Genomic DNA, 18196 nt, shown 5'->3' with positions numbered 1-18196 from the left:
CTGGTGAGCAATCCATTGGCTAGCAACTGCCACCAAACTGTGAAGCATGCGAGCGAGGTAGGATCGAGTTGCTCACAGGTTCGGTCGCGAACACGACGCGGGAAGCGCCTATGCGGTGAGCCTGCGGGCGATTGCTGTAACGCTAACCAACTGACAAGGATTGGATGCGACAAGGAGGAGACGGATCCTTGAGTTGCACCATGACAGAACCTGACGCCATCGACGATCTCCCCGGCAAGCTCGAACATGAGGATATCGGCAGATATTTCGCAGAAGCCATCCGTTGCTATCACGCGGAAGCCTACCGAGCCTCGATAATCATGGTCCACAATGCCGTCATGGCAAAGCTGCGTCATGAGCTTTCCGAATTCGTCAAACTAGACATGGCTGGAGGTTTGAAAGCCGAAGGGGAAGTCATTGCTCTCGAAAAATCCAGGGGAGGCTACGAAGGGAGAGTCGTCTCCTATTTCAAGGACAACGGGTACTTCAGCCCGCACCAGGATGGTTTCATAAACAACCTCGCGAGGATCAGAAATGATCTCGCGCACTCATCGGGGAGGGAAGCGTCGCAGGACGAAGCAAAGCTTATGCTGCGCCTGTCGATAGATCACTTCCTTGGCTCGCAAAAACCTCATCCTGGTGTTGCTATTCCGCTCCTCATTAAGCATCTGAGTAGACCAGATTACTTCCCGGACGTCACCGTCGACGGCGTTTGTTCTGTCGTCGAAAGCGAAGTGAAAGCAATTGATCCGACGGGCTACAAGCGTCTTCTCGACCAGTTGGTCGATGCTGTGGAGATGCCGGGGAGCAAGAAGGATGCCGAACTTGTCGGCGGGGTCGAGGCGATGAATACCGCCGCCACGAACGCGGAGAACTTCCTATGCGGACTTCTTCTTCTGAAAGACGTGGAAGAGACAAGGATCTGGTCAGCCCGGATTGCAAAATCAGTCTTTGAGAGACGAAAATCACGTACCCTGAATCCGGAAGGCCACGGTTACTTGCTAAGTCTGATCAGTGTATGGCCAGCCTTCCTGAAAGAGTTGGAACCGGCGTTTCTGATGAGGATCGACCAGCTTGCCGCAGCGGTCTACCAAGCGCTCGACAAGCTTCCTGAGAAAGAGGCCAGCCGTCACCCCGCACAGGTCGTCCTCGCTATGTCATCCGAGCCCACTGAAAGGGGCCCCGCCACGGATTTCCCAATGATGCTCGACTGCATCATTGACCGGTTCTGGAGTGACGCGGACGTTGTCGATGCTCTCCTGGACGCGGGCTTGGGAACGAGACTGGTAGACCGGATCGTCAGCCGCATGGAGGAAGCAACAGCGTCCGTCGACGAAGCTGAGGTTGCCGAAATCCTGAGGCGTTTTGATGCGAGACTGGCCGAGCAGATCGACGGGCCGAAGGCAATTAAACTTCTCAGCTCGATGTCGCATTCGCGGTTCTGCGGCGCTGTGGCCGAAATTTACAACGGGGAATTCTTCCGCCTTCCAAAAATTAGAGGGCTCGGCCGGGCGTATGTAGTCGAGCATATCCCGGGACGGCTCCAAGATCTTGGGTTGACCCGGGAGCCAGTCGTTGTAAGCGGGTTTGAACGGGCGATGAGGCGACGCCGGAAGAGCGGCTAAAGATAATTCGCCCAATCATTGGTTGGATACAGGTCCAGATACGGTTCCTTGAGCGCATCCGGATGGAGGTATCTATAGTCGCGTGGGCCCGCCCACTCGTGCTCCTCCCGGGCCTCCAGCAGCCGCTTGATCCCGTTAACGCCGAGGTGCCCCCCGGTCCTTTCCTGGAACAGGATATTGAGTTCTTCTTCAGAGCGTACGTGGTCCCGTCCATCGGATGCGATCTCGAAAAGGAGCATATAAAGGTACTCCTCTGTAGTGAAGCCCCAGTCATAGGCATCCTTAAGGGTCCAATCCATGATGCCGGTTTCGGCTAGATGCTTGCCATAGATGGCTGTAGTCGGAGCGGTCTTGGCGAAAACGTAGGCGGTTAGGAAGCGTCCATTGCGGCCTTTCGGATCGGCCCATTGAATTTCCTCATCGCGAATTTCCTGCCTGTACGCCCTGTCTCCGAAACGTTCGCTGCTGACAGCGCGTTCGGCGCGGTCGCGGATGTCATACATCGAGCTGAACCGTCCAGGGTCATTCAAGTGTCCAGTGAAGGAAGACGACATTAGCGCTGTCAGCTCAAGTTCGCTTCGCACGTGATCTCCCATCGAAGCATGCCAGTAATGCATGATCGCCTGATACTCGCGTGTCGTGAAGCCGAGTGCGACTACGTCGTCAAGGTTCAAGTATTGGAGACCCTTTTCTCCCACGGTTCTCGTGCTGTGCCCATAGCCGCTTTTTGTGTCGCAATCGTAGATCGCATAAGGCGTTGCGAAGCGATCGGCAGTGCTAGCGACCAGGTTGCCATCGGCATCGAGCCAACCGCGAGCTTTCTCGAACGGCGGCGGGTCCACGCGAATTTCTCGTGCCATTTATCGTCTCCTCCATAGTTCGAGCTATGATGAGGCGATCGGTAGCAAGGAAGAAGCTACACTGGCAGAGCGGCGGTTGTTCCCTGGTCGAAGGTGGACGACTGTAGCGGAAGCGCTGGGATGTGGCTCTATGGCGAACCGTGTCGGATGTGATCAGTCAAGAATGTCATCAAAGTCGGGATTCGTGACTTTTCTGAACGGGCTGCTCACTCAAGCAGGTCATTGCCGCCCTGCGATGATCGACGAATTTACGTCATTGATGTCGCGCCTGCCGCAGAGTGCCATGGTGATGTCCATCTCCTTGCGGATGATGCCGAGCGCCAGCGATACGCCTTCCTTGCCCATGGCGCCGAGGCCGTAGAGGAAGGGGCGGCCGATATAGGTGCCCTTGGCGCCGAGCGCCACGGCCTTCAGCACGTCCTGGCCGGAGCGGATGCCGCCGTCGAGATGGACCTCGATACGGTCACCGACGGCATCGACGATCTTCGGCAGCATGCTGATCGAGGAGGGAGCGCCGTCAAGCTGGCGCCCGCCGTGATTGGAGACGACGATCGCATCGGCGCCGGTGTCGGCGGCCGCCTTTGCATCCTCCGGATCGAGTATGCCCTTGATGATCAGCGGGCCGCCCCATTGTTCCTTGATCCAGGCGACATCCGCCCAGGACAGCCGCGGGTCGAACTGCTCGTGCGTCCATGCGGAGAGCGAGGCGATGCTGGAGACATTCTTCGCGTGGCCGACGATATTGCCGAAGGTGCGGCGCTTGGTCTGCAGCATATCCAGGCACCAGAAGGGCCGGGTCGCCATCTGCCAGACATGTTTCGGCGTGAATTTCGGCGGCGCCGACAGGCCGTTGCGCAGGTCTTTATGGCGTTGGCCGAGGATCTGCAGATCGGCGGTCAGCACCAGCGCCGAGCATTTGGCGGCCTTGGCGCGATTGATAAGGTTGAGGACGAAATCCTTGTCCCTCATCACGTAGAGCTGGAACCAGAAGGGGCGCGTCGTCACCGATGCGACGTCCTCGATCGAGCAGATGCTCATCGTCGAGAGCGTGAAGGGAACGCCGAACTCCTCGGCGGCGCGTGCCGCCAGCATCTCGCCGTCGGCATGCTGCATGCCGGTCAGTCCGGTCGGCGCCAGGGCCACCGGCATCGACACTTTCTGGCCGATCATCGTCGTTTCCAGCGTACGGTCGGTCATGTCGACCATCACCCGCTGGCGCAGCTTGATCTGGCTGAAATCGCTCTCGTTTGCCGCGTAGGTCGATTCCGTCCAGGCGCCCGAATCCGCATAGTCGAAAAACATCTTCGGCACACGGCGCTGTGCAAGCTTTTTCAGGTCAGCGATGGTGAGCGGAGCGGCCATGAATTGAACCTTCACATCTGAATGCGGCTATCGGCCATAACATGAATTTCGTGGGAGTGTTACGGGAAACTGGCCGTGCCGGGCAGCTTTCATGGTCCGATTTCAAGGGTGACAGGGCGTCTCATTGAAGCTCCTTCTTCGACGCAACGCCGGCCACATAGGTCTCGGCGATCGCCCGGTCGTCGCCCATCGTCTGCAGCAGGAAAAGCTCCTCGGGCAGCGTCTTCACCACTTCCATCTTCAGCGCCATGGCCGGTGTCGCCGTGGCATCGAGAACGACGAAATCGGCCTCGGTGCCGGGTTCCAGCGTGCCGATCCGGTCCGCCAGCGACAGGGCCTCGGCATTGCCGCGGGTCATCAGGTAATAGCTTTCCAGCGGGTTCAGCCGTTCGCCGAGCAGCTGCTGGATCTTGTAGGCCTCGTCCATCGTCCGCAGCATCGAATAGCTGGAACCGCCGCCGATATCGGTCGCCACGCCGATGCGAACCGGCTTTTGGCGCCGCGCCAGCGCCTTCAGCGGAAACAGGCCTGAGCCGAGGAAGAGGTTCGAGGTGGGGCAGTGGACGGCGACGGCACCCGCCTCGCTCATGGCATCGGCTTCGCGCTCGGACAGGTGGATGGCGTGGCCGAAGAGGCTCTTCGGCCCGAGCAGGCCGTAGCGGGCGTAGATGTCGGTATAGTCGAGCGCGTCGGGATAGAGCTCGCAGGTGAATTTGATCTCCTCGTGGTTTTCCGAAAGATGCGTCTGGATGTGCAGGTCGGGAAATTCGCGGGCAAGCGCTGATGTCGCCTCCATCTGCGCCGGCGTGGAGGTGATGGCGAAGCGCGGAGTGATGGCGACGTGGTTACGGCCCTTGCCGTGCCAGTCCGCTATCACTTGGCGGGTCTCATCATAGCCCATCTCGGGCGTGTCGAGCAGGCCCTGCGGGGCATTGCGATCCATCATCACCTTGCCGCCGACCATGCGCATATTGCGCCTCAGCGCCTCGGCAAAGAAGGCGTCGGCCGAGGTCTTGTGCACGGAGCAATAGGCGACCGCCGTCGTCGTGCCGTGGCGGATCAACTCGTCATAGAAATGCGTGGCGATCCTTTCAGCATGCGCACTTTCGACGAAACGGCATTCCTCGGGAAAGGTGTAGGTGTTCAGCCACTCGAGCAGGTTGGCCGCATAGGAGGCGATCACCTGCATTTGCGGAAAATGCAGGTGCATGTCGATGAAGCCGGGCATGATCAGATGCGGGCGGTGGTCGATCTCGACCATGTCCTCGCCTGTTTTTGCCTTGATGTCGGCATAGGGGCCGACTGCCGCGATCAGCCCATGCTCGATCAGCAGGCCGCCATCCTCCTCGTAGAGATAGCTTTGGCTGTCGGTAAGGCTTAGCGGCGCGCGATGGAAGGAAAGCAGGCGACCGCGCAGGAGTGTCGTCGTCATTGTGTCTTGCCTTCGACTGCGCTCTCGAACCACGCGACGAGCAGCTTGCGCTCGTCCGGCGTGATGTCGGTGATGTTGCCGGGCGGCATGGCATGGCTGCGGCCCGCCTGTATATAGATTTCGCGGGCATGGGCGGCGATTTCCGCGTCATTTTCGAGCAGCACGCCCTTCGGCGGCCGCACGATGCCCTCATAGACGGGCTCGGCCGCGTGGCACATGGAACAGCGCGTCGAGACTAGCTGCTTGACGGCGGGGAAATGCGGATCGCCGGCGAATTGCTGGAAGGCGGGCGCGACCGCGGCCGCATCCGTCTCGCCCGTCAGCAGCTTCGGCGCGGTTGAAAGCCACATGATCAGGATGAAGAGGATGACGGTGACGATCCACGTCCAGGTCGGCCGGCCCTTTCTGGCATGCGTGGTGTTGAACCAGTGACGGATGGTGACGCCCATCAGGAAGACCAAGGCGGCGATCAACCAGTTGAACTGCGTTCCGAAGGCCAGCGGATAATGGTTCGACAGCATGAAGAAGATGACGGGCAGCGTCAGGTAGTTGTTATGCAGCGAACGCTGCTTGGCGACCTGCCCGTATTTCGGGTCGGGCGTGCGCCCGGCGATAAGGTCGGCGACAACGATCTTCTGGTTCGGAATGATGATCATGAAGACGTTGGCCGACATGATCGTGGCGGTGAAGGCGCCGAGATGCAGGAAGGCGGCGCGGCCGGTGAAAAGCTGAGTATAGCCCCAGGCCATGAAGACGAGCACGACATAGAGCACCGCCATCAGCCCCCAGGTATTCCGCCAAAGCGGGGATTTGCAGAGCAGGTCGTAGACGATCCAGCCGAGGGCAAGCGACGCCAGCGAGATCAGGATGGCGACGGGCGGGCTGATATCGAGCACATGCCGGTCGATGAGGAAGAGGTCGGCGCCGCCATAATAGACGATGCAGAGCATCAGGAAGCCGGAAATCCAGGTGAAATAGCTTTCGTATTTAAACCAGGTCAGATGCTCCGGCATCTGGGCGGGCGCCACCAGATATTTCTGGATATGGTAGAAGCCGCCGCCATGAACCTGCCATTCCTCGCCATAGGCGCCGGGCGGCAGATGCGGGCGCTTCACCAGTCCGAGATCGAGCGCGATAAAATAAAAAGACGACCCGATCCAGGCGATCGCGGTAATGACATGGAACCAGCGCGCCGCGAAGGCGAGCCATTCCCATGCTATGGCATATTCATACATCGAGTTCCCCTATCTTCCTCCGACTCGTGACATTGCGGAAATTTTGGCGGGGAGGGAAGAGGAGATTGAAGAACTGCACACGCGCGACGACCGGCGCGGCCAAAGGAGCAATGGAATGATCACCGCGCTCGTCGAGATCTTCAGCGGTTTTGCAGAAGCTGCCGATCGCGGACGGATCGCCGATCTGCTGTCGCGTGCCTAAAAGCTGCCGAGAAGGCTGTGCATTATCTCTGCCTTATACTGAATCTGCTAATTCAGCAGATCTGGAACTGCGACGACTCGATTACAGTTATTTTTGCAGGCCGCCGGAATAAAATAAGAACCCTTAGATCATCGGCGGCGCATTCATCGACGGAGAAGATGCCCATGCGCAGCATTCTGACGTGTGTGATGATTGCGTATGCGTCGTTGGCGACGGCTCACGACGCACCTTCGGGGTGGAGTTATGACCCCTATTGTTGCAACGGCGACAGTCATAATGGCGATTGTCAGATGATCCCTTCGAAAAGCGTGGCGGTGACGCCAGGCGGATATCGTGTGACGCTGATGCCGGGAGACCACCGGTTGGTGACGCATGCTCATGTCTTCCTGCTGCCAATGACGAAGGCAATGCAATCCGGCGATAACGACTATCATCTCTGTCTGTTCCCGAACGAGGATACGCCGCGCTGTTTCTATGCGCCGGAAATGGGATATTGAAGGCGGACCACAGCACCGGACCCGGCTCACCAACCGGGTCCGGTATGTCGTTGTCCGAAAACCGCTGTACAGTTTCAGGCGGCATGCATCAATTTCCGGCTGCCTTCATCTCCTCAAGGATCCAGTTGCGGAAGGCCTTGATCTTGGGCACGTTGCGACGGTTTTCGGGGTAGACGAGCCAGTAGGCCTTGCCGTCGCTACGGGTCAGTTCGAAGGGCTGGTAGAGCCGGCCGAGCGCGATCTCGGCCGCATAGAAGGCCGGATGGAGAATGGCGACGCCATGGCCGGCGATCGCCGCATCGGCTTCCACCGCCTGGGAGCCAAGCTGGTTGCGCGGGCGCCGATCGAGATCCGTCTCGGTGACGCCGGCTGCCTCGAACCATTGTTTCCACCAGACGTCGCCGGCGTCAAAGAGATCGAACTTCAGGAGATCGCGCGGCTCGCTGATGCCGCCTGCCGTCTCCGCCAGCTTTGGGCTCAGCATCGGGGTGAACTCCAGGCCCATCAGCCGGTGCAGCGTCAGCCCCGGCCAGTTGCCGTCGCCCCAGCGGATGCCGACATCGATCTGCTCGCGGGCGAAGTCGATGATATCAGAGCTCGCCTGAAAGCGCACCGCGATCGCCGGATGTTTCAAGTGGAAGGAGCCGAGGCGCGGCGCCAGCCATTTCGAGGCGAAGGTATGGGTCGAACTGATGGCGAGCGTGCCTTCGACGCTGTCGCGCGCCGTCGCCATCGCGTCGTGCAGCAAGGCAAAGGCTTCGGTTACCTTCGGCGCCAGCCGCTCGCCGGTCTCCGTCAGTGCGATCTGGCGGGGACGGCGCAGGAAGAGCGGCTCGCCGACATTCTCCTCCAGCAGCTTGATCTGGTAGCTGACGGCCGTCTGCGTCATGCCGAGCTCGTCGCCCGCCTTGGTGAAACTTCCGAGCCGGGCAGCGGCCTCGAAGACGCGCAGCGCATTCAGCGGGAATTGTTTGGAGAGTTTCATGGATAAGTTCTCTTGATGCAGGCAGACGGTCATTCGATTGGAATTGCAGCATTTTTACCGTCAAACTGCAACTCATACCATCAAACCATCGAGGTGATGTCATGGATTGCTATGCTATCGAACAGAGCCCGCCGCAGCAGACCATCGGAATTTTCCGGCGCATCGGCGGTCGGCTGACGCGGATCTGGCGCATGCCCAGCCTCGATCTCGACACGGTGCCGGATCGCGTTAAGCGCGATCTCGGTTTCCTCGACGGACGCGATCCCTATTACGAGGACGAGCGGATGCGGTAGGCCGCGAGCGCCGTCAGGATTTCGGCGGCGGTCATGGCGGCGATCACCTCAGGGCGCTTGTCCCTGACCGCCAAGCCGCCGATCGGCAGCGTCAGCCGCTCCATCCAGCCGCGCTCTCCGCCACCTTCGCGGGAAAGCCAGCTTGCGAAGGTGGCGCGCTTGGTCGCCGAGCCGATCATGCCGGTATAGGCGAGGTCGGTCTTTTCCAGCGCCTCGCGGGCGATGAGGAAATCCAGCGCGTGGTCGTGCGTGAGGATGACGACCACGCCGCCGGCCGGAATATCCCTGACCAGTGCTTCGGGCATCGGCACGAGCCGCGCCTTCGTCTCTGCCGGCAGGTTGGCGAGCTCTTCCTGCCGCGTTTCGACGACCGTCACCGACAGCGGCAGCGGCGCCAAGGCCGCAGCCAGCGCCCGACCGACATGGCCGGCACCGAAGAGATAGACCTCCGGCAGACACTCGATCTCACTGGTTAGCCTGGCTTCGATTTCTTCAGCAACCGCCTTTGTCACCCGGCGAAACCGCAATTGCGTGCGTCCGCCACAGCACTGGCCGATGTCGGGCCCAAGGGGGATATCCATCTCCGCCATCCCACCCGTTCCCGCGAGCATGTCCCGCGCATTCGCGATCGCCATGAATTCGAACTGGCCGCCGCCGATCGTGCCCCACAGAGCTTCAGCCGAGACGAGCATGAAGGTACCGGCCTCACGCGGGGTGGAGCCCTGCGTACCGGTGATGTCGATGAGGATGCTGTCCGGGTGGGCGGCGAGGAAGCGGCGGATGTCTGTCATGGGTGGCTGACCGATGGGTTCGCCGCCGAGGACAGCAAACGAGCCTTACGCGCGCCCATTTTCCTACGCCCGCTTCATCCGCTCGACCGCCATCAGCACCCGCTCCGGTGTCGCCGGCGCGTCGAGCCTCGGGCAGACCCGATAATCCGCGACACTTGCTACCGCCATCGACAGCGCTTCCAGCACCGAGATCGCCAGCATCAAGGGTGGTTCGCCGACGGCCTTGGAGCGGCCGATGGTGGCCTCAGTGTTCTCGGACCATTCGGCAAGGCGCACGTTGAAGATCTTCGGACGGTCGGAAGCGAGCGGGATCTTGTAGGTAGAGGGGGCATGGGTGCGCAGCCGGCCGTTGTCGTCCCACCAGAGTTCTTCCGTCGTCAGCCAGCCCAGGCCTTGGACGAAGGCACCTTCGACCTGACCCATGTCGATCGCCGGATTCAGCGAGCGGCCGACATCGTGGAGGATGTCGGTGCGGTCGATCAGATATTCGCCCGTCAGCGTGTCGATCGACACCTCGGTGCAGGAGGCGCCGTAGGCGAAATAATAGAAGGGCGTGCCGCGGCCGGCCTTGCGGTCCCAGTGGATCTTCGGCGTCTTGTAGAAACCGGCGGCGGAAAGCTGGACGCGGGCGAAATAGGCCTGCTTGATGAAATCGGGGAAGGGGATCTCGATCTCGCCGACGCGCACGCGGTTCGGCAGGAAGGCGACGTCGGCAGGCCCAACATCCCATTTCTCGGCAGCGAAGGCGACCAGCCGTTCCTTGATCTGGCGGGCAGCGTCATAGGCGGCCATGCCGTTCAAGTCCGAGCCGGAGGAGGCGGCAGTGGCCGAGGTGTTCGGCACCTTGGCCGTCGTCGTCGCGGTGATCTTCACCCTGTCGATATCGACCTGGAAGCTGTCAGCGAGCACCTGCGCCACCTTGGTATAGAGGCCCTGGCCCATTTCGGTGCCGCCATGGTTCAGGTGGATCGAGCCGTCCTGGTAGATGTGGACGAGGGCGCCGGCCTGGTTGAAGGCAGTCATGGTGAAGGAGATGCCGAATTTCACCGGCGTCAGCGCGATGCCCTTTTTTATATAGCGGCTGTCGCGGTTGAAGGCGATGATGGCGTTGCGCCGTGCCTGGTATTCGGACGTTTCCTCCAGCTCCTCGACGATGCGGGGGATGATATTGTCCTCGACCTCCTGATGGTAGGGGGTGAGCGTGCGCCCGGAGCCCGGCTGGCCGTAGAAATTCAGCTTGCGGACATCGAGCGGATCCTTGCCTACGGCATAGGCGATTTCCTCGATGAAGCGTTCGGCCCCGAGCATCCCCTGCGGCCCGCCGAAGCCGCGGAAGGCGGTGTTGGAGACGGTGTGCGTCTTCAGTGGTTTCGACGTCAGATGCACATGCGGGTAGAAATAGCTGGAATCGGCATGGAAGAGGGCACGGTCGGTTACCGGCCCTGAGAGGTCGGAGGAGAAGCCGCAGCGTGCCGCATAGGTCGCGTCGACCGCGTGGATGCGTCCTTCGGCATCGAAGCCGAGCTCGTAATCGACGAGGAAATCGTGGCGCTTGCCGGTAGCGCTCATATCCTCGTCGCGGTCCGGGCGGAATTTGATCGCGCGGCCGAGCTTCTTGGCGGCAATCGCCGCAAGTGCTGCGAACTGATTGCCCTGCGTCTCCTTGCCGCCGAAGCCGCCGCCCATGCGGCGCACGTTGACGGTCACGGCGTTGGAGGGAATATCGAGCACATGGCCGACGATGTGCTGGATCTCGCTTGGATGCTGCGTCGAGGACCAGACGGTGACCTCGTCGTCCTCGCCGGGGATCGCCACGGCGATATGGCCTTCGAGGTAGAAATGCTCCTGTCCGCCGATGCGCATCTGACCTTTCACACGCATGGCGGCATTCGTCATTTCCGTATCCGGCTCGCCGCGCCGCAGCGTCATCGGGGTGATGACCAGCGGGCTGCCATTGGCGAGCGCCCCGTCGATATCGCTCCAATGCGGCAGGTCGCGATAGTCGATCTTTGCCAGCCGCGCGGCGCGGCGGGCGGCATCACGCGTCTCGGCGATGACGGCAAAGATCGGCTGGCCGTGGAACTGAACTAAAGTTTCGGCCAGCAGCGGCTCGTCATGGCTGCCGTTGGAGCTAACGTCGTTGGCGCCGGGGACATCCTTGCCGGTGAAGACCCAGACGACGCCGGGATAGGCGGCGACCGCGGAGAGATCGATAGCGGCGATTTCGGCATGTGCCCGGTCGGAGAGGCCGAGGGCGCCGTGCAGCAGGCCCGCGGGTTCCGGAATATCGTCGATATAATCGGCGGTTCCGGTCACATGCTTATGCGCTGAATCATGTCGCTGCGAGCCGTGCATCGGGCCTGCGATGATGGCCTTGCGCTCTTCGAAGGTGGACTTGTCCATTAGCGCCTCCCTCCGCGAAGGGAGTGAGGGGAGGCGACCGCGACCGTTCCCATCGAAGCTTGCCACCAGGTCTTGGAGATCAGGCTGAAGATCGATTTTTCCATCACGCCACCTCCTCGAACCGCTTCAGTTCGGCCGGCGCGCCGACGGTCTCAAGATAGAACCGCGTCAACAGGTTCTTCGCCGTCAGCTGGCGGTATTCCGCCGTCGCGCGCCAGTCGGTCAGCGGCTGGTAATCGGCGTCGAATGCGGGGCGGGCTGCCTCGATCGTCGTTTCCGTCCATGGTTTGCCAATCAACTCGGCCTCCACCGTGCGGGCGCGTTTCGGCGTCGCCGCCATGCCGCCGAAGGCGATGCGAATATCGGTGATCATCTCGGCATCGTCGAGCGTCAGCAGGAAGGCGCCGAGCACGGCAGTGATGTCCTCGTCGCGGCGCTTGGTGATCTTGTAGGCGGCAAAGCGGCTCATTGCTGCGGGGTAGGGCACGAAGACGCACTCGACGAATTCGCCGGGCTTCCGGTCCTGCTTGCCATAGGCGATGAAGAAATCCTCGAGCGGCATTCTGCGCTGGCCTTGCAGGGATCGCAGCGTCAGCGTCGCGCCGAGCGCGATCAGCGGCGGCGGGCTATCGCCAATCGGCGAGCCGTTGGCGATGTTGCCGCCGATCGTGCCCATGTTGCGCACTTGCTCGCCACCGATGCGATCGATCAGCCGCCCGAGCGCCGGGATTTTCTTGGAGATCGCCTCGAAGGCCCTGGTGTAGCTGACGCCGGCGCCGATGGTGACGCCGTCCTCGCCTTCCGTAACCGACTGCAATTCGCTGAGGTGATTGATGAAGACGACCGGGCTCAGCCTGCGCATCTGCTTCGTCACCCAGAGGCCGACATCGGTCGCGCCGGCGACGATAATCGCGTCGGGTTCCTGTGAAAGGACCTCGGCCAGCGCCTGGACAGAAGCCGGCACGATCAGCCGGTCTTCGCCATTCCCAATCCTGATCGTGCCGCTCGCCTGCATTGCCCAAAGCCGCGCGACGATTTCCGAGCGCGTCCGTTCCAGCGGGTCGAAGAGCGTACTCGGCCGCACCAGGCTCACCTGCTCGGCGGCCTTGACGATCGGCTCGTAGCCCGTGCAGCGACAGAGATTGCCTTGTAGCGCCTTTTCAATTTCCTGGCGGCTCGGCTTTTCCTTGGCGAGCCAGAGACCGTAAAGCGACATGACGAAGCCCGGGGTACAGAAGCCGCATTGCGAGCCATGACAATCGACCAATGCCTGCTGGACGGGATGCAGCGCGCCGTTCTTGCCGGCCAGATGCTCGACGGTCACCACATGGCTGGCGTGCAGCGAACCCATGAAACGAATGCAGGCATTGACGGATTCATAGGCGAGCTTGCCGTCGGCCAGCCGGCCGACGAGCACGGTGCAGGCGCCGCAATCGCCTTCCGCGCATCCTTCCTTGGTGCCCGTCAGCTGTCGCTTCAACCGCAGAAAATCGAGAAGCGTCTCGGTTGGCCTGACATCGGTGAGTGTGATGTCCTCGCCATTCAGGATGAAGCGGATGCTGTCGTTCATGATGTTCCTGTTGTTGTTTTTCCAAATGGTTAAGCCGCCGTCCAGCCACCGTCAATCGAGATGTGCGTTCCCGTCACCTGCCGGGCGGCATCGCTAGCGAGATAGAGCGACAATGCGCCGATTTCCTCGGCCTTGACGAATTCATGCGTCGGCTGCGCCTTGAGGATGACCTCGCTCTTCACCTGTTCCTCGGTCATGCCGCGGGCCTTGGCGGTATCCGGTATCTGCTTCTCTACGAGCGGCGTCAGCACGTAGCCGGGGCAGATGGCGTTCACGGTCACGCCGAATTCGGCGAGCTCCAGCGCTGCCGTCTTCGTCAGGCCTAATATACCATGTTTTGCCGCGACATAGGCGGATTTGAAAGGGGAGGCGACGAGCCCGTGGGCCGAGGCGATGTTGATGATCCGGCCGTACTTCTTCGCTTTCATCAGCGGGATCGCGGCGCGCATGGTATGAAAGGAACTCGACAGATTGATCGCGATGATCTGATCCCATTTCTCGATCGGGAAATCCTCGACCTTCTCGACATGCTGGATGCCGGCATTGTTGACCAGGACATCGACGCCGCCGAAGGTCTTGGCCGCCGTTTCGATCAGGTCGGCGATCGAGGCGGGCTTGGTCATGTCGGCCGGATGATAGAGCGCCCGGCCTTTGGATAATGATTCAAGCCGTTCGACGATCGCCTTGATTTCATCAGCCTTTCCAAAACCGTTGATGACGATGTTGTCGCCCGTTTCTGCGAAGGCAGTGGCGATCGCAAGACCGATGCCGCTGGTGGAACCGGTGACGACGACTGTTCTGCTCATGCTGTTCTCCCTGAAATGGCGATGCTGCGGTGCAGCGCTTAGCTGCGAGGTTATGCCCAAAGCCGGCGGGCTGGCAATTCCGCTTTATTCGCTTTTCTCGCCCCCATCCGTGTCCTATTGATTTGCTTCGACAATTGACATGCTGAGGGAGGGTTTTCATGAGCGGATATGTTCTGGCGATCGATCAGGGAACGACGTCGACGCGGGCGATCGTCTTCGATGGCGACATGCATGTCGCCGGCAAGGGCCAGAAGGAATTTACCCAGATCTACCCGCGCTCCGGCTGGGTCGAGCACGATCCCGAGGAAATCTGGGATTCGGTCGTCTCCACCGTCCACATGGCGCTGCGCGATGCCGGGATCGAGGCTAGGGATCTTGCAGCACTCGGCATCACCAACCAGCGCGAGACGGTGGTCGTCTGGGAACGCGAGACGGGTCGGCCGATCCAGAATGCCATCGTCTGGCAGGACCGGCGCACGGCAAGCTATTGCGACAATCTGAAAAGGCAGGATCTCGAGCGGCTGTTCACGAAGAAGACCGGCTTGATCCTCGATCCCTATTTTTCCGGCACCAAACTTTCCTGGATGCTTGCAAACGTGAAGGGCGCGCGGGCGCGCGCTGCCAGGGGCGATCTCTGCTTCGGCACGATCGACACTTTCCTGATCTGGCGGCTGACGGGTGGCAAGAGCTTCGTCACCGATGCCACCAATGCCTCGCGCACGCTGATGTACAATATTGCCGAAAACGCGTGGGACGAGGATCTGCTCGATATTCTGAGGGTCCCCGCCGCGATGCTGCCGGAGGTCAAGGATTGCGCCGCGGATTTCGGCACCGTCGATCCTGATATCTTCGGTGCTGCTATCCCCATCCTCGGCGTTGCCGGCGACCAGCAGGCGGCCACCATCGGCCAGGCGTGTTTTGCGCCGGGCATGATGAAATCGACCTATGGCACTGGCTGTTTCGCGCTGCTCAACACCGGCGCCGACATGGTGCGTTCCAAAAATCGGCTGCTGACCACCATCGCCTATCGCCTGAACGGCGAGACGACCTATGCGCTGGAGGGTTCGATCTTCATCGCCGGCGCCGCCGTGCAATGGCTGCGGGACGGGCTCGGCATCATCGGCAGCGCGGCGGAGACCAACGCGCTTGCCGAAAGGGCCGATCCGACGCAGGAGGTCTATCTGGTGCCCGCCTTCACCGGTCTCGGCGCGCCGCATTGGGATGCCAAGGCGCGGGGCGCGATCTTCGGGCTGACGCGCAACAGCGGCCCGGCGGAACTCTCCCGAGCGGCGCTGGAGGCCGTCTGCTATCAGACCCGCGATCTGCTCGACGCCATGCAGAAGGACTGGAAGAACGGCACTGAGGACACAGTGTTGCGCGTCGACGGCGGCATGGTCGCCTCCGACTGGACGATGCAGCGCCTTGCCGATCTGCTCGATGCGCCGGTCGATCGCCCGATGATCCTGGAGACGACGGCGCTGGGGGCTGCCTGGCTCGCCGGCAGCCGGGCAGGGGTGTGGCCGGACAGGGACGGTTTTTCGGCGACCTGGAAACGGGATCGGCGGTTCGAGCCAGACATGGACGAGAAGGTGCGGGCGGCGAAGCTCAAGGGTTGGAAGAATGCGGTCAAGCGGACGCTGAGCGAGGGCTGAGGCGCGATCAGCGCCCTCATGTAGCGCCGCTCGTCCCGGGAGATGCCAGCCATTTCTTCAGCTATGACGCCGTCCGTGCTCCGGAAGATTACGAATTTCCGGTCAATAATTTTTTGATGCGGCCTGTCGGGTAAGCGGTTACTCCTTCGTCATTCAAAAAGAGGAGTGAGCGATGCTTTATGCAATCCTTTGTTACGCCCATGAGGAAACTGTCTTCGCCTGGTCCAAGGAGGAAGAAGCTGCCGTCATGGAGAAACTCTACGCCGTGCAGGAGCCGCTTGCCGCATCCGGCAAACTCGGCCCCGTCGGCCGGCTGATGCCGACGACGGCTGCGACCACCGTGCGCAAGGGCAAGGACGAGCCCTTGGTCATTGACGGACCTTTTGCGGAAACGAAAGAGGCGCTTCTCGGCTTCTACGTCGTCGACTTTGAAACGCTCGACGAGGCGATCGCCTTCTCGAAGCAGCTTTCATCCGTCAATCCAGGTTCCACCTCTTACGAAATTCGGCCTTTCTACGTCTTCAGGCCCGGAGATGCTTCATCATGACAGACATTGCCTGGATCGACCTCGCGCTTGCATCGGCCCGCCCGAAGGCGCTCGGCGCGCTGCTGCGCTATTTCCGCAATCTCGATACCGCGGAAGAGGCCTTTCAGGAAGCGTGTCTGAGGGCGATCCGAACATGGCCGGAGAAAGGGCCACCACGCGATCCCACAGCCTGGCTCATCTTCGTCGGTCGAAACAGCGGCATCGATGCGGTGCGCAAGCGGGCGAAGATCCAGGCTCTGCCGGATGAGGACGTCATCTCCGATACCGAGGATGCCGAAAGCGACATCGTCGAGCGGCTGGACGATTCCAATTATCGCGACGATATTCTGCGGCTGTTGTTCATCTGCTGCCATCCCGATCTACCGGCGACCCAGCAGATCGCGCTGGCGCTGCGCATCGTCTCCGGTCTTTCGGTGCCGCAGATCGCGCGTGCCTTCCTGGTTTCCGACAGCGCCATGGAACAGCGCATCACCCGGGCCAAGGCGCGCGTCGCCAAGGCCGGCGTGCCTTTCGAAACGCCGAGCCCGCAGGAGAGGGCCGAACGGCTCTCGATCGTCAGCACGATGATCTATCTGATCTTCAACGAGGGCTACAGCCAGGCCGATCCCAGGCATGAGGCGGCTGCCTTCAGCGACGAAGCGATCCGGCTGGCGCGATTGATGCTGCATATCTTCCCATCCGAACCGGAGTTGATGGGGCTGCTTGCGCTCATGCTTCTGCAGATCTCGCGCCGGCCGGCACGCTTCAACGCCGGGGACGAGATCGTGCTGCTCGAAGATCAGGACCGGTCGCTGTGGAACCAGCCCTTCATCAATGAGGCCTTAGCGCTGCTCGACAAGGCGCTGCGCCATCGTCAGCCTGCCCCTTATCAGATTCAGGCGGCCATCGCTGCTGTTCATTCCCGCGCAAAACGCGCTGGGGATACCGACTGGGTAGAGATCGACCTGCTTTATCGCGCGCTGGAGCGTCTCCAGCCGTCGCCTGTGATAACGCTCAACCGGGCCGTCGTCGTCTCCAAGCTCCAAGGTGCGCAGGATGCGCTCGACCTCATCGATCCGCTTGGCGAAAAACTTGGCGGCTATTTCTACTATCACGGCTTACGGGGCGGGCTGCTGAAGCAGCTTGGCTTGACCAGCCAGGCGCGAGAAGCCTTCGACCGCGCCATTGCACTGGCCCATTCGGCGGCTGAGGCAGCCCATATCCGCCGGCAGATCGACAAGATGCAGGAAGAGACCACGCAGCCGATCGCAAAATAAAATGCGAAAGGGCCTGCGGGCTGTCGGAATGCCGAACTTCGACACGTCCTTGTAACGACCTGACAGGAGACAGGTTTCATTCAAATGGAGAGATGTCGACATGACCGCCAGCACGCAACATGAACTCGTCCTCGTTCGCGAATTCGACGCGCCACGCGAGAAGATCTACAAGGCATGGACTAATCCTGATCTGCTGAAGCAGTGGTTCGTGCCGCGTCCCTGGGGGGTGGCGGAAGCGACGCTCGACGTCCGCCCCGGCGGTTCCAGTGTGGTCGTCATGCATGACCCCGAGGGCAATCAGTACCCAAACCGCGGCGTCTATCTCGAGATCATCGAGAACGAGAAGATCGTCTTCACCGATGCCTATACAAGCGCCTGGGTGCCGTCCGAGAAACCTTTCTTCACGGGCGTCATCCTGCTCGAAGATCTCGGCAACGGCCGGACGAAATATACGGCCAAGGCGCTGCACTGGCGCGCCGAGGACAAGGAAGCGCACGAGAAGATGGGCTTCCACGAAGGATGGGGCAAGGCAGCGGACCAACTGGCGGAGTTGCTGGCGAAGATGTAAGCGGGGGCGAGGCGGCGCGGCGAGACCGCGTCGTCCTGGCAGTTGAAGCATCGTCTAAGACGGTTCGAAAGATGATTCCGCCGGTGCTTCGAAGTCGTTGAATTCAGATTCG

At 61.1% G+C, this 18196-nt stretch carries 17 protein-coding genes; 8 read left to right on the top strand and 9 right to left on the bottom strand.

Features of this window, described 5'->3' with window-relative positions; translation table 11 throughout:
- Positions 1-200 precede the first annotated feature (200 nt).
- Positions 201-1625 carry a hypothetical protein gene (locus tag ACD590_RS16215; RefSeq protein WP_439020876.1) on the top strand — a complete coding sequence of 475 codons (1425 nt, stop codon included), beginning with the start codon at positions 201-203 and terminating at the stop codon, positions 1623-1625.
- Here ACD590_RS16215 and ACD590_RS16210 read toward each other — a convergent pair.
- The 4 genes from ACD590_RS16210 to puuD all read right to left on the bottom strand — a co-directional run bounded on the left by ACD590_RS16210 (position 1622) and on the right by puuD (position 6514).
- A complete protein-coding gene (locus tag ACD590_RS16210; protein ID WP_439020875.1) occupies positions 1622-2485 on the bottom strand; it encodes a hypothetical protein in 864 nt (287 codons plus the stop codon). The genes ACD590_RS16215 and ACD590_RS16210 overlap by 4 nt on opposite strands.
- 219 nt (positions 2486-2704) lie before the next feature.
- Entirely contained in the window at positions 2705-3847 is a 1143-nt protein-coding gene (locus tag ACD590_RS16205) for an alpha-hydroxy acid oxidase (protein WP_130759612.1), read from the bottom strand.
- A 121-nt stretch (positions 3848-3968) separates the two neighbouring features.
- Complete coding sequence (gene guaD, locus ACD590_RS16200; protein ID WP_439003050.1) at positions 3969-5279, bottom strand: guanine deaminase; 1311 nt, start codon at positions 5277-5279, stop codon at positions 3969-3971.
- Positions 5276-6514: a urate hydroxylase PuuD gene (puuD, locus tag ACD590_RS16195; RefSeq protein WP_439003049.1), complete on the bottom strand. Its 1239-nt coding sequence runs from the start codon at positions 6512-6514 to the stop codon at positions 5276-5278. The genes guaD and puuD overlap by 4 nt, the downstream gene beginning before the upstream one ends.
- On the opposite strand from puuD, the gene ACD590_RS16190 reads away from it, so the two are divergent.
- Together ACD590_RS16190 and ACD590_RS16185 are read left to right on the top strand one after the other, a co-directional pair.
- Entirely contained in the window at positions 6498-6716 is a 219-nt protein-coding gene (locus tag ACD590_RS16190) for a hypothetical protein (protein WP_165419713.1), read from the top strand. The two genes, puuD and ACD590_RS16190, sit on opposite strands and share 17 nt — an antisense overlap.
- Positions 6717-6880: 164 nt before the next feature.
- Positions 6881-7213 carry a hypothetical protein gene (locus ACD590_RS16185; protein ID WP_018243137.1) on the top strand — a complete coding sequence of 111 codons (333 nt, stop codon included), beginning with the start codon at positions 6881-6883 and terminating at the stop codon, positions 7211-7213.
- Between the two features lie 88 nt (positions 7214-7301).
- Here the strand turns inward: ACD590_RS16185 and gcvA are convergent, their stop codons facing one another.
- On the bottom strand, positions 7302-8198 hold the full coding sequence (gene gcvA, locus ACD590_RS16180) for a transcriptional regulator GcvA (RefSeq protein ID WP_112904474.1): 897 nt from the start codon (positions 8196-8198) through the stop codon (positions 7302-7304).
- 101 nt (positions 8199-8299) lie between these two features.
- Between gcvA and ACD590_RS16175 the strand changes: the two genes are divergently transcribed.
- On the top strand, positions 8300-8491 hold the full coding sequence (locus ACD590_RS16175) for a hypothetical protein (protein WP_018243135.1): 192 nt from the start codon (positions 8300-8302) through the stop codon (positions 8489-8491).
- On the opposite strand, the gene xdhC is transcribed toward ACD590_RS16175, so the two are convergent.
- The 4 genes from xdhC to ACD590_RS16155 form a co-directional block, all read right to left on the bottom strand.
- Positions 8467-9282, bottom strand: coding sequence for a xanthine dehydrogenase accessory protein XdhC (gene xdhC, locus ACD590_RS16170; protein ID WP_439003048.1), 816 nt, complete (start codon positions 9280-9282; stop codon positions 8467-8469). The genes ACD590_RS16175 and xdhC overlap by 25 nt on opposite strands.
- Positions 9283-9345: 63 nt before the next feature.
- Positions 9346-11685 (bottom strand): xanthine dehydrogenase molybdopterin binding subunit, encoded by a 2340-nt coding sequence (gene xdhB / locus ACD590_RS16165; RefSeq protein WP_439003047.1) that lies wholly within the window; start codon positions 11683-11685, stop codon positions 9346-9348.
- A 103-nt stretch (positions 11686-11788) separates the two neighbouring features.
- Complete coding sequence (gene xdhA, locus ACD590_RS16160) at positions 11789-13255, bottom strand: xanthine dehydrogenase small subunit (RefSeq protein WP_439003046.1); 1467 nt, start codon at positions 13253-13255, stop codon at positions 11789-11791.
- 29 nt (positions 13256-13284) lie between these two features.
- On the bottom strand, positions 13285-14061 hold the full coding sequence (locus ACD590_RS16155) for a 3-hydroxybutyrate dehydrogenase (protein WP_439003045.1): 777 nt from the start codon (positions 14059-14061) through the stop codon (positions 13285-13287).
- 158 nt (positions 14062-14219) lie between these two features.
- Here ACD590_RS16155 and glpK point away from each other — a divergent pair, with 158 nt between their 5' ends.
- From glpK to ACD590_RS16135, 4 genes are all read left to right on the top strand, one after another.
- On the top strand, positions 14220-15713 hold the full coding sequence (glpK, locus tag ACD590_RS16150) for a glycerol kinase GlpK (protein ID WP_018446746.1): 1494 nt from the start codon (positions 14220-14222) through the stop codon (positions 15711-15713).
- 172 nt (positions 15714-15885) lie between these two features.
- A complete protein-coding gene (locus ACD590_RS16145) occupies positions 15886-16260 on the top strand; it encodes a YciI family protein (RefSeq protein ID WP_011653034.1) in 375 nt (124 codons plus the stop codon).
- Entirely contained in the window at positions 16257-17516 is a 1260-nt protein-coding gene (locus ACD590_RS16140; protein ID WP_210067816.1) for an RNA polymerase sigma factor, read from the top strand. The genes ACD590_RS16145 and ACD590_RS16140 overlap by 4 nt, the downstream gene beginning before the upstream one ends.
- A 100-nt stretch (positions 17517-17616) precedes the next feature.
- Positions 17617-18084 carry an SRPBCC family protein gene (locus ACD590_RS16135; protein WP_018243126.1) on the top strand — a complete coding sequence of 156 codons (468 nt, stop codon included), beginning with the start codon at positions 17617-17619 and terminating at the stop codon, positions 18082-18084.
- Positions 18085-18196 lie beyond the last annotated feature (112 nt).

It is taken from the genome of Rhizobium sp. 862_C5_N1_2, assembly GCF_051811205.1.
In the GTDB taxonomy this organism is placed as follows: Bacteria; Pseudomonadota; Alphaproteobacteria; order Rhizobiales; family Rhizobiaceae; genus Rhizobium; species Rhizobium leguminosarum.
Note: the sequence above shows the minus strand (reverse complement) of the source record. Positions and strands in the feature narration are given on the sequence as shown.

What these genes read in the sequence shown, in the direction of transcription:
- ACD590_RS16215 (WP_439020876.1), top strand. Translation starts at nt 201, where the DNA reads ATGACAGAACCTGACGCCATCGACGATCTCCCCGGCAAGCTCGAACAT.
- ACD590_RS16210 (WP_439020875.1), bottom strand. Translation starts at nt 2,485, where the DNA reads ATGGCACGAGAAATTCGCGTGGACCCGCCGCCGTTCGAGAAAGCTCGC.
- ACD590_RS16205 (WP_130759612.1), bottom strand. Translation starts at nt 3,847, where the DNA reads ATGGCCGCTCCGCTCACCATCGCTGACCTGAAAAAGCTTGCACAGCGC.
- guaD (WP_439003050.1), bottom strand. Translation starts at nt 5,279, where the DNA reads ATGACGACGACACTCCTGCGCGGTCGCCTGCTTTCCTTCCATCGCGCG.
- ACD590_RS16190 (WP_165419713.1), top strand. Translation starts at nt 6,498, where the DNA reads ATGGCATATTCATACATCGAGTTCCCCTATCTTCCTCCGACTCGTGAC.
- puuD (WP_439003049.1), bottom strand. Translation starts at nt 6,514, where the DNA reads ATGTATGAATATGCCATAGCATGGGAATGGCTCGCCTTCGCGGCGCGC.
- ACD590_RS16185 (WP_018243137.1), top strand. Translation starts at nt 6,881, where the DNA reads ATGCGCAGCATTCTGACGTGTGTGATGATTGCGTATGCGTCGTTGGCG.
- gcvA (WP_112904474.1), bottom strand. Translation starts at nt 8,198, where the DNA reads ATGAAACTCTCCAAACAATTCCCGCTGAATGCGCTGCGCGTCTTCGAG.
- ACD590_RS16175 (WP_018243135.1), top strand. Translation starts at nt 8,300, where the DNA reads ATGGATTGCTATGCTATCGAACAGAGCCCGCCGCAGCAGACCATCGGA.
- xdhC (WP_439003048.1), bottom strand. Translation starts at nt 9,282, where the DNA reads ATGACAGACATCCGCCGCTTCCTCGCCGCCCACCCGGACAGCATCCTC.
- xdhB (WP_439003047.1), bottom strand. Translation starts at nt 11,685, where the DNA reads ATGGACAAGTCCACCTTCGAAGAGCGCAAGGCCATCATCGCAGGCCCG.
- xdhA (WP_439003046.1), bottom strand. Translation starts at nt 13,255, where the DNA reads ATGAACGACAGCATCCGCTTCATCCTGAATGGCGAGGACATCACACTC.
- ACD590_RS16155 (WP_439003045.1), bottom strand. Translation starts at nt 14,061, where the DNA reads ATGAGCAGAACAGTCGTCGTCACCGGTTCCACCAGCGGCATCGGTCTT.
- glpK (WP_018446746.1), top strand. Translation starts at nt 14,220, where the DNA reads ATGAGCGGATATGTTCTGGCGATCGATCAGGGAACGACGTCGACGCGG.
- ACD590_RS16145 (WP_011653034.1), top strand. Translation starts at nt 15,886, where the DNA reads ATGCTTTATGCAATCCTTTGTTACGCCCATGAGGAAACTGTCTTCGCC.
- ACD590_RS16140 (WP_210067816.1), top strand. Translation starts at nt 16,257, where the DNA reads ATGACAGACATTGCCTGGATCGACCTCGCGCTTGCATCGGCCCGCCCG.
- ACD590_RS16135 (WP_018243126.1), top strand. Translation starts at nt 17,617, where the DNA reads ATGACCGCCAGCACGCAACATGAACTCGTCCTCGTTCGCGAATTCGAC.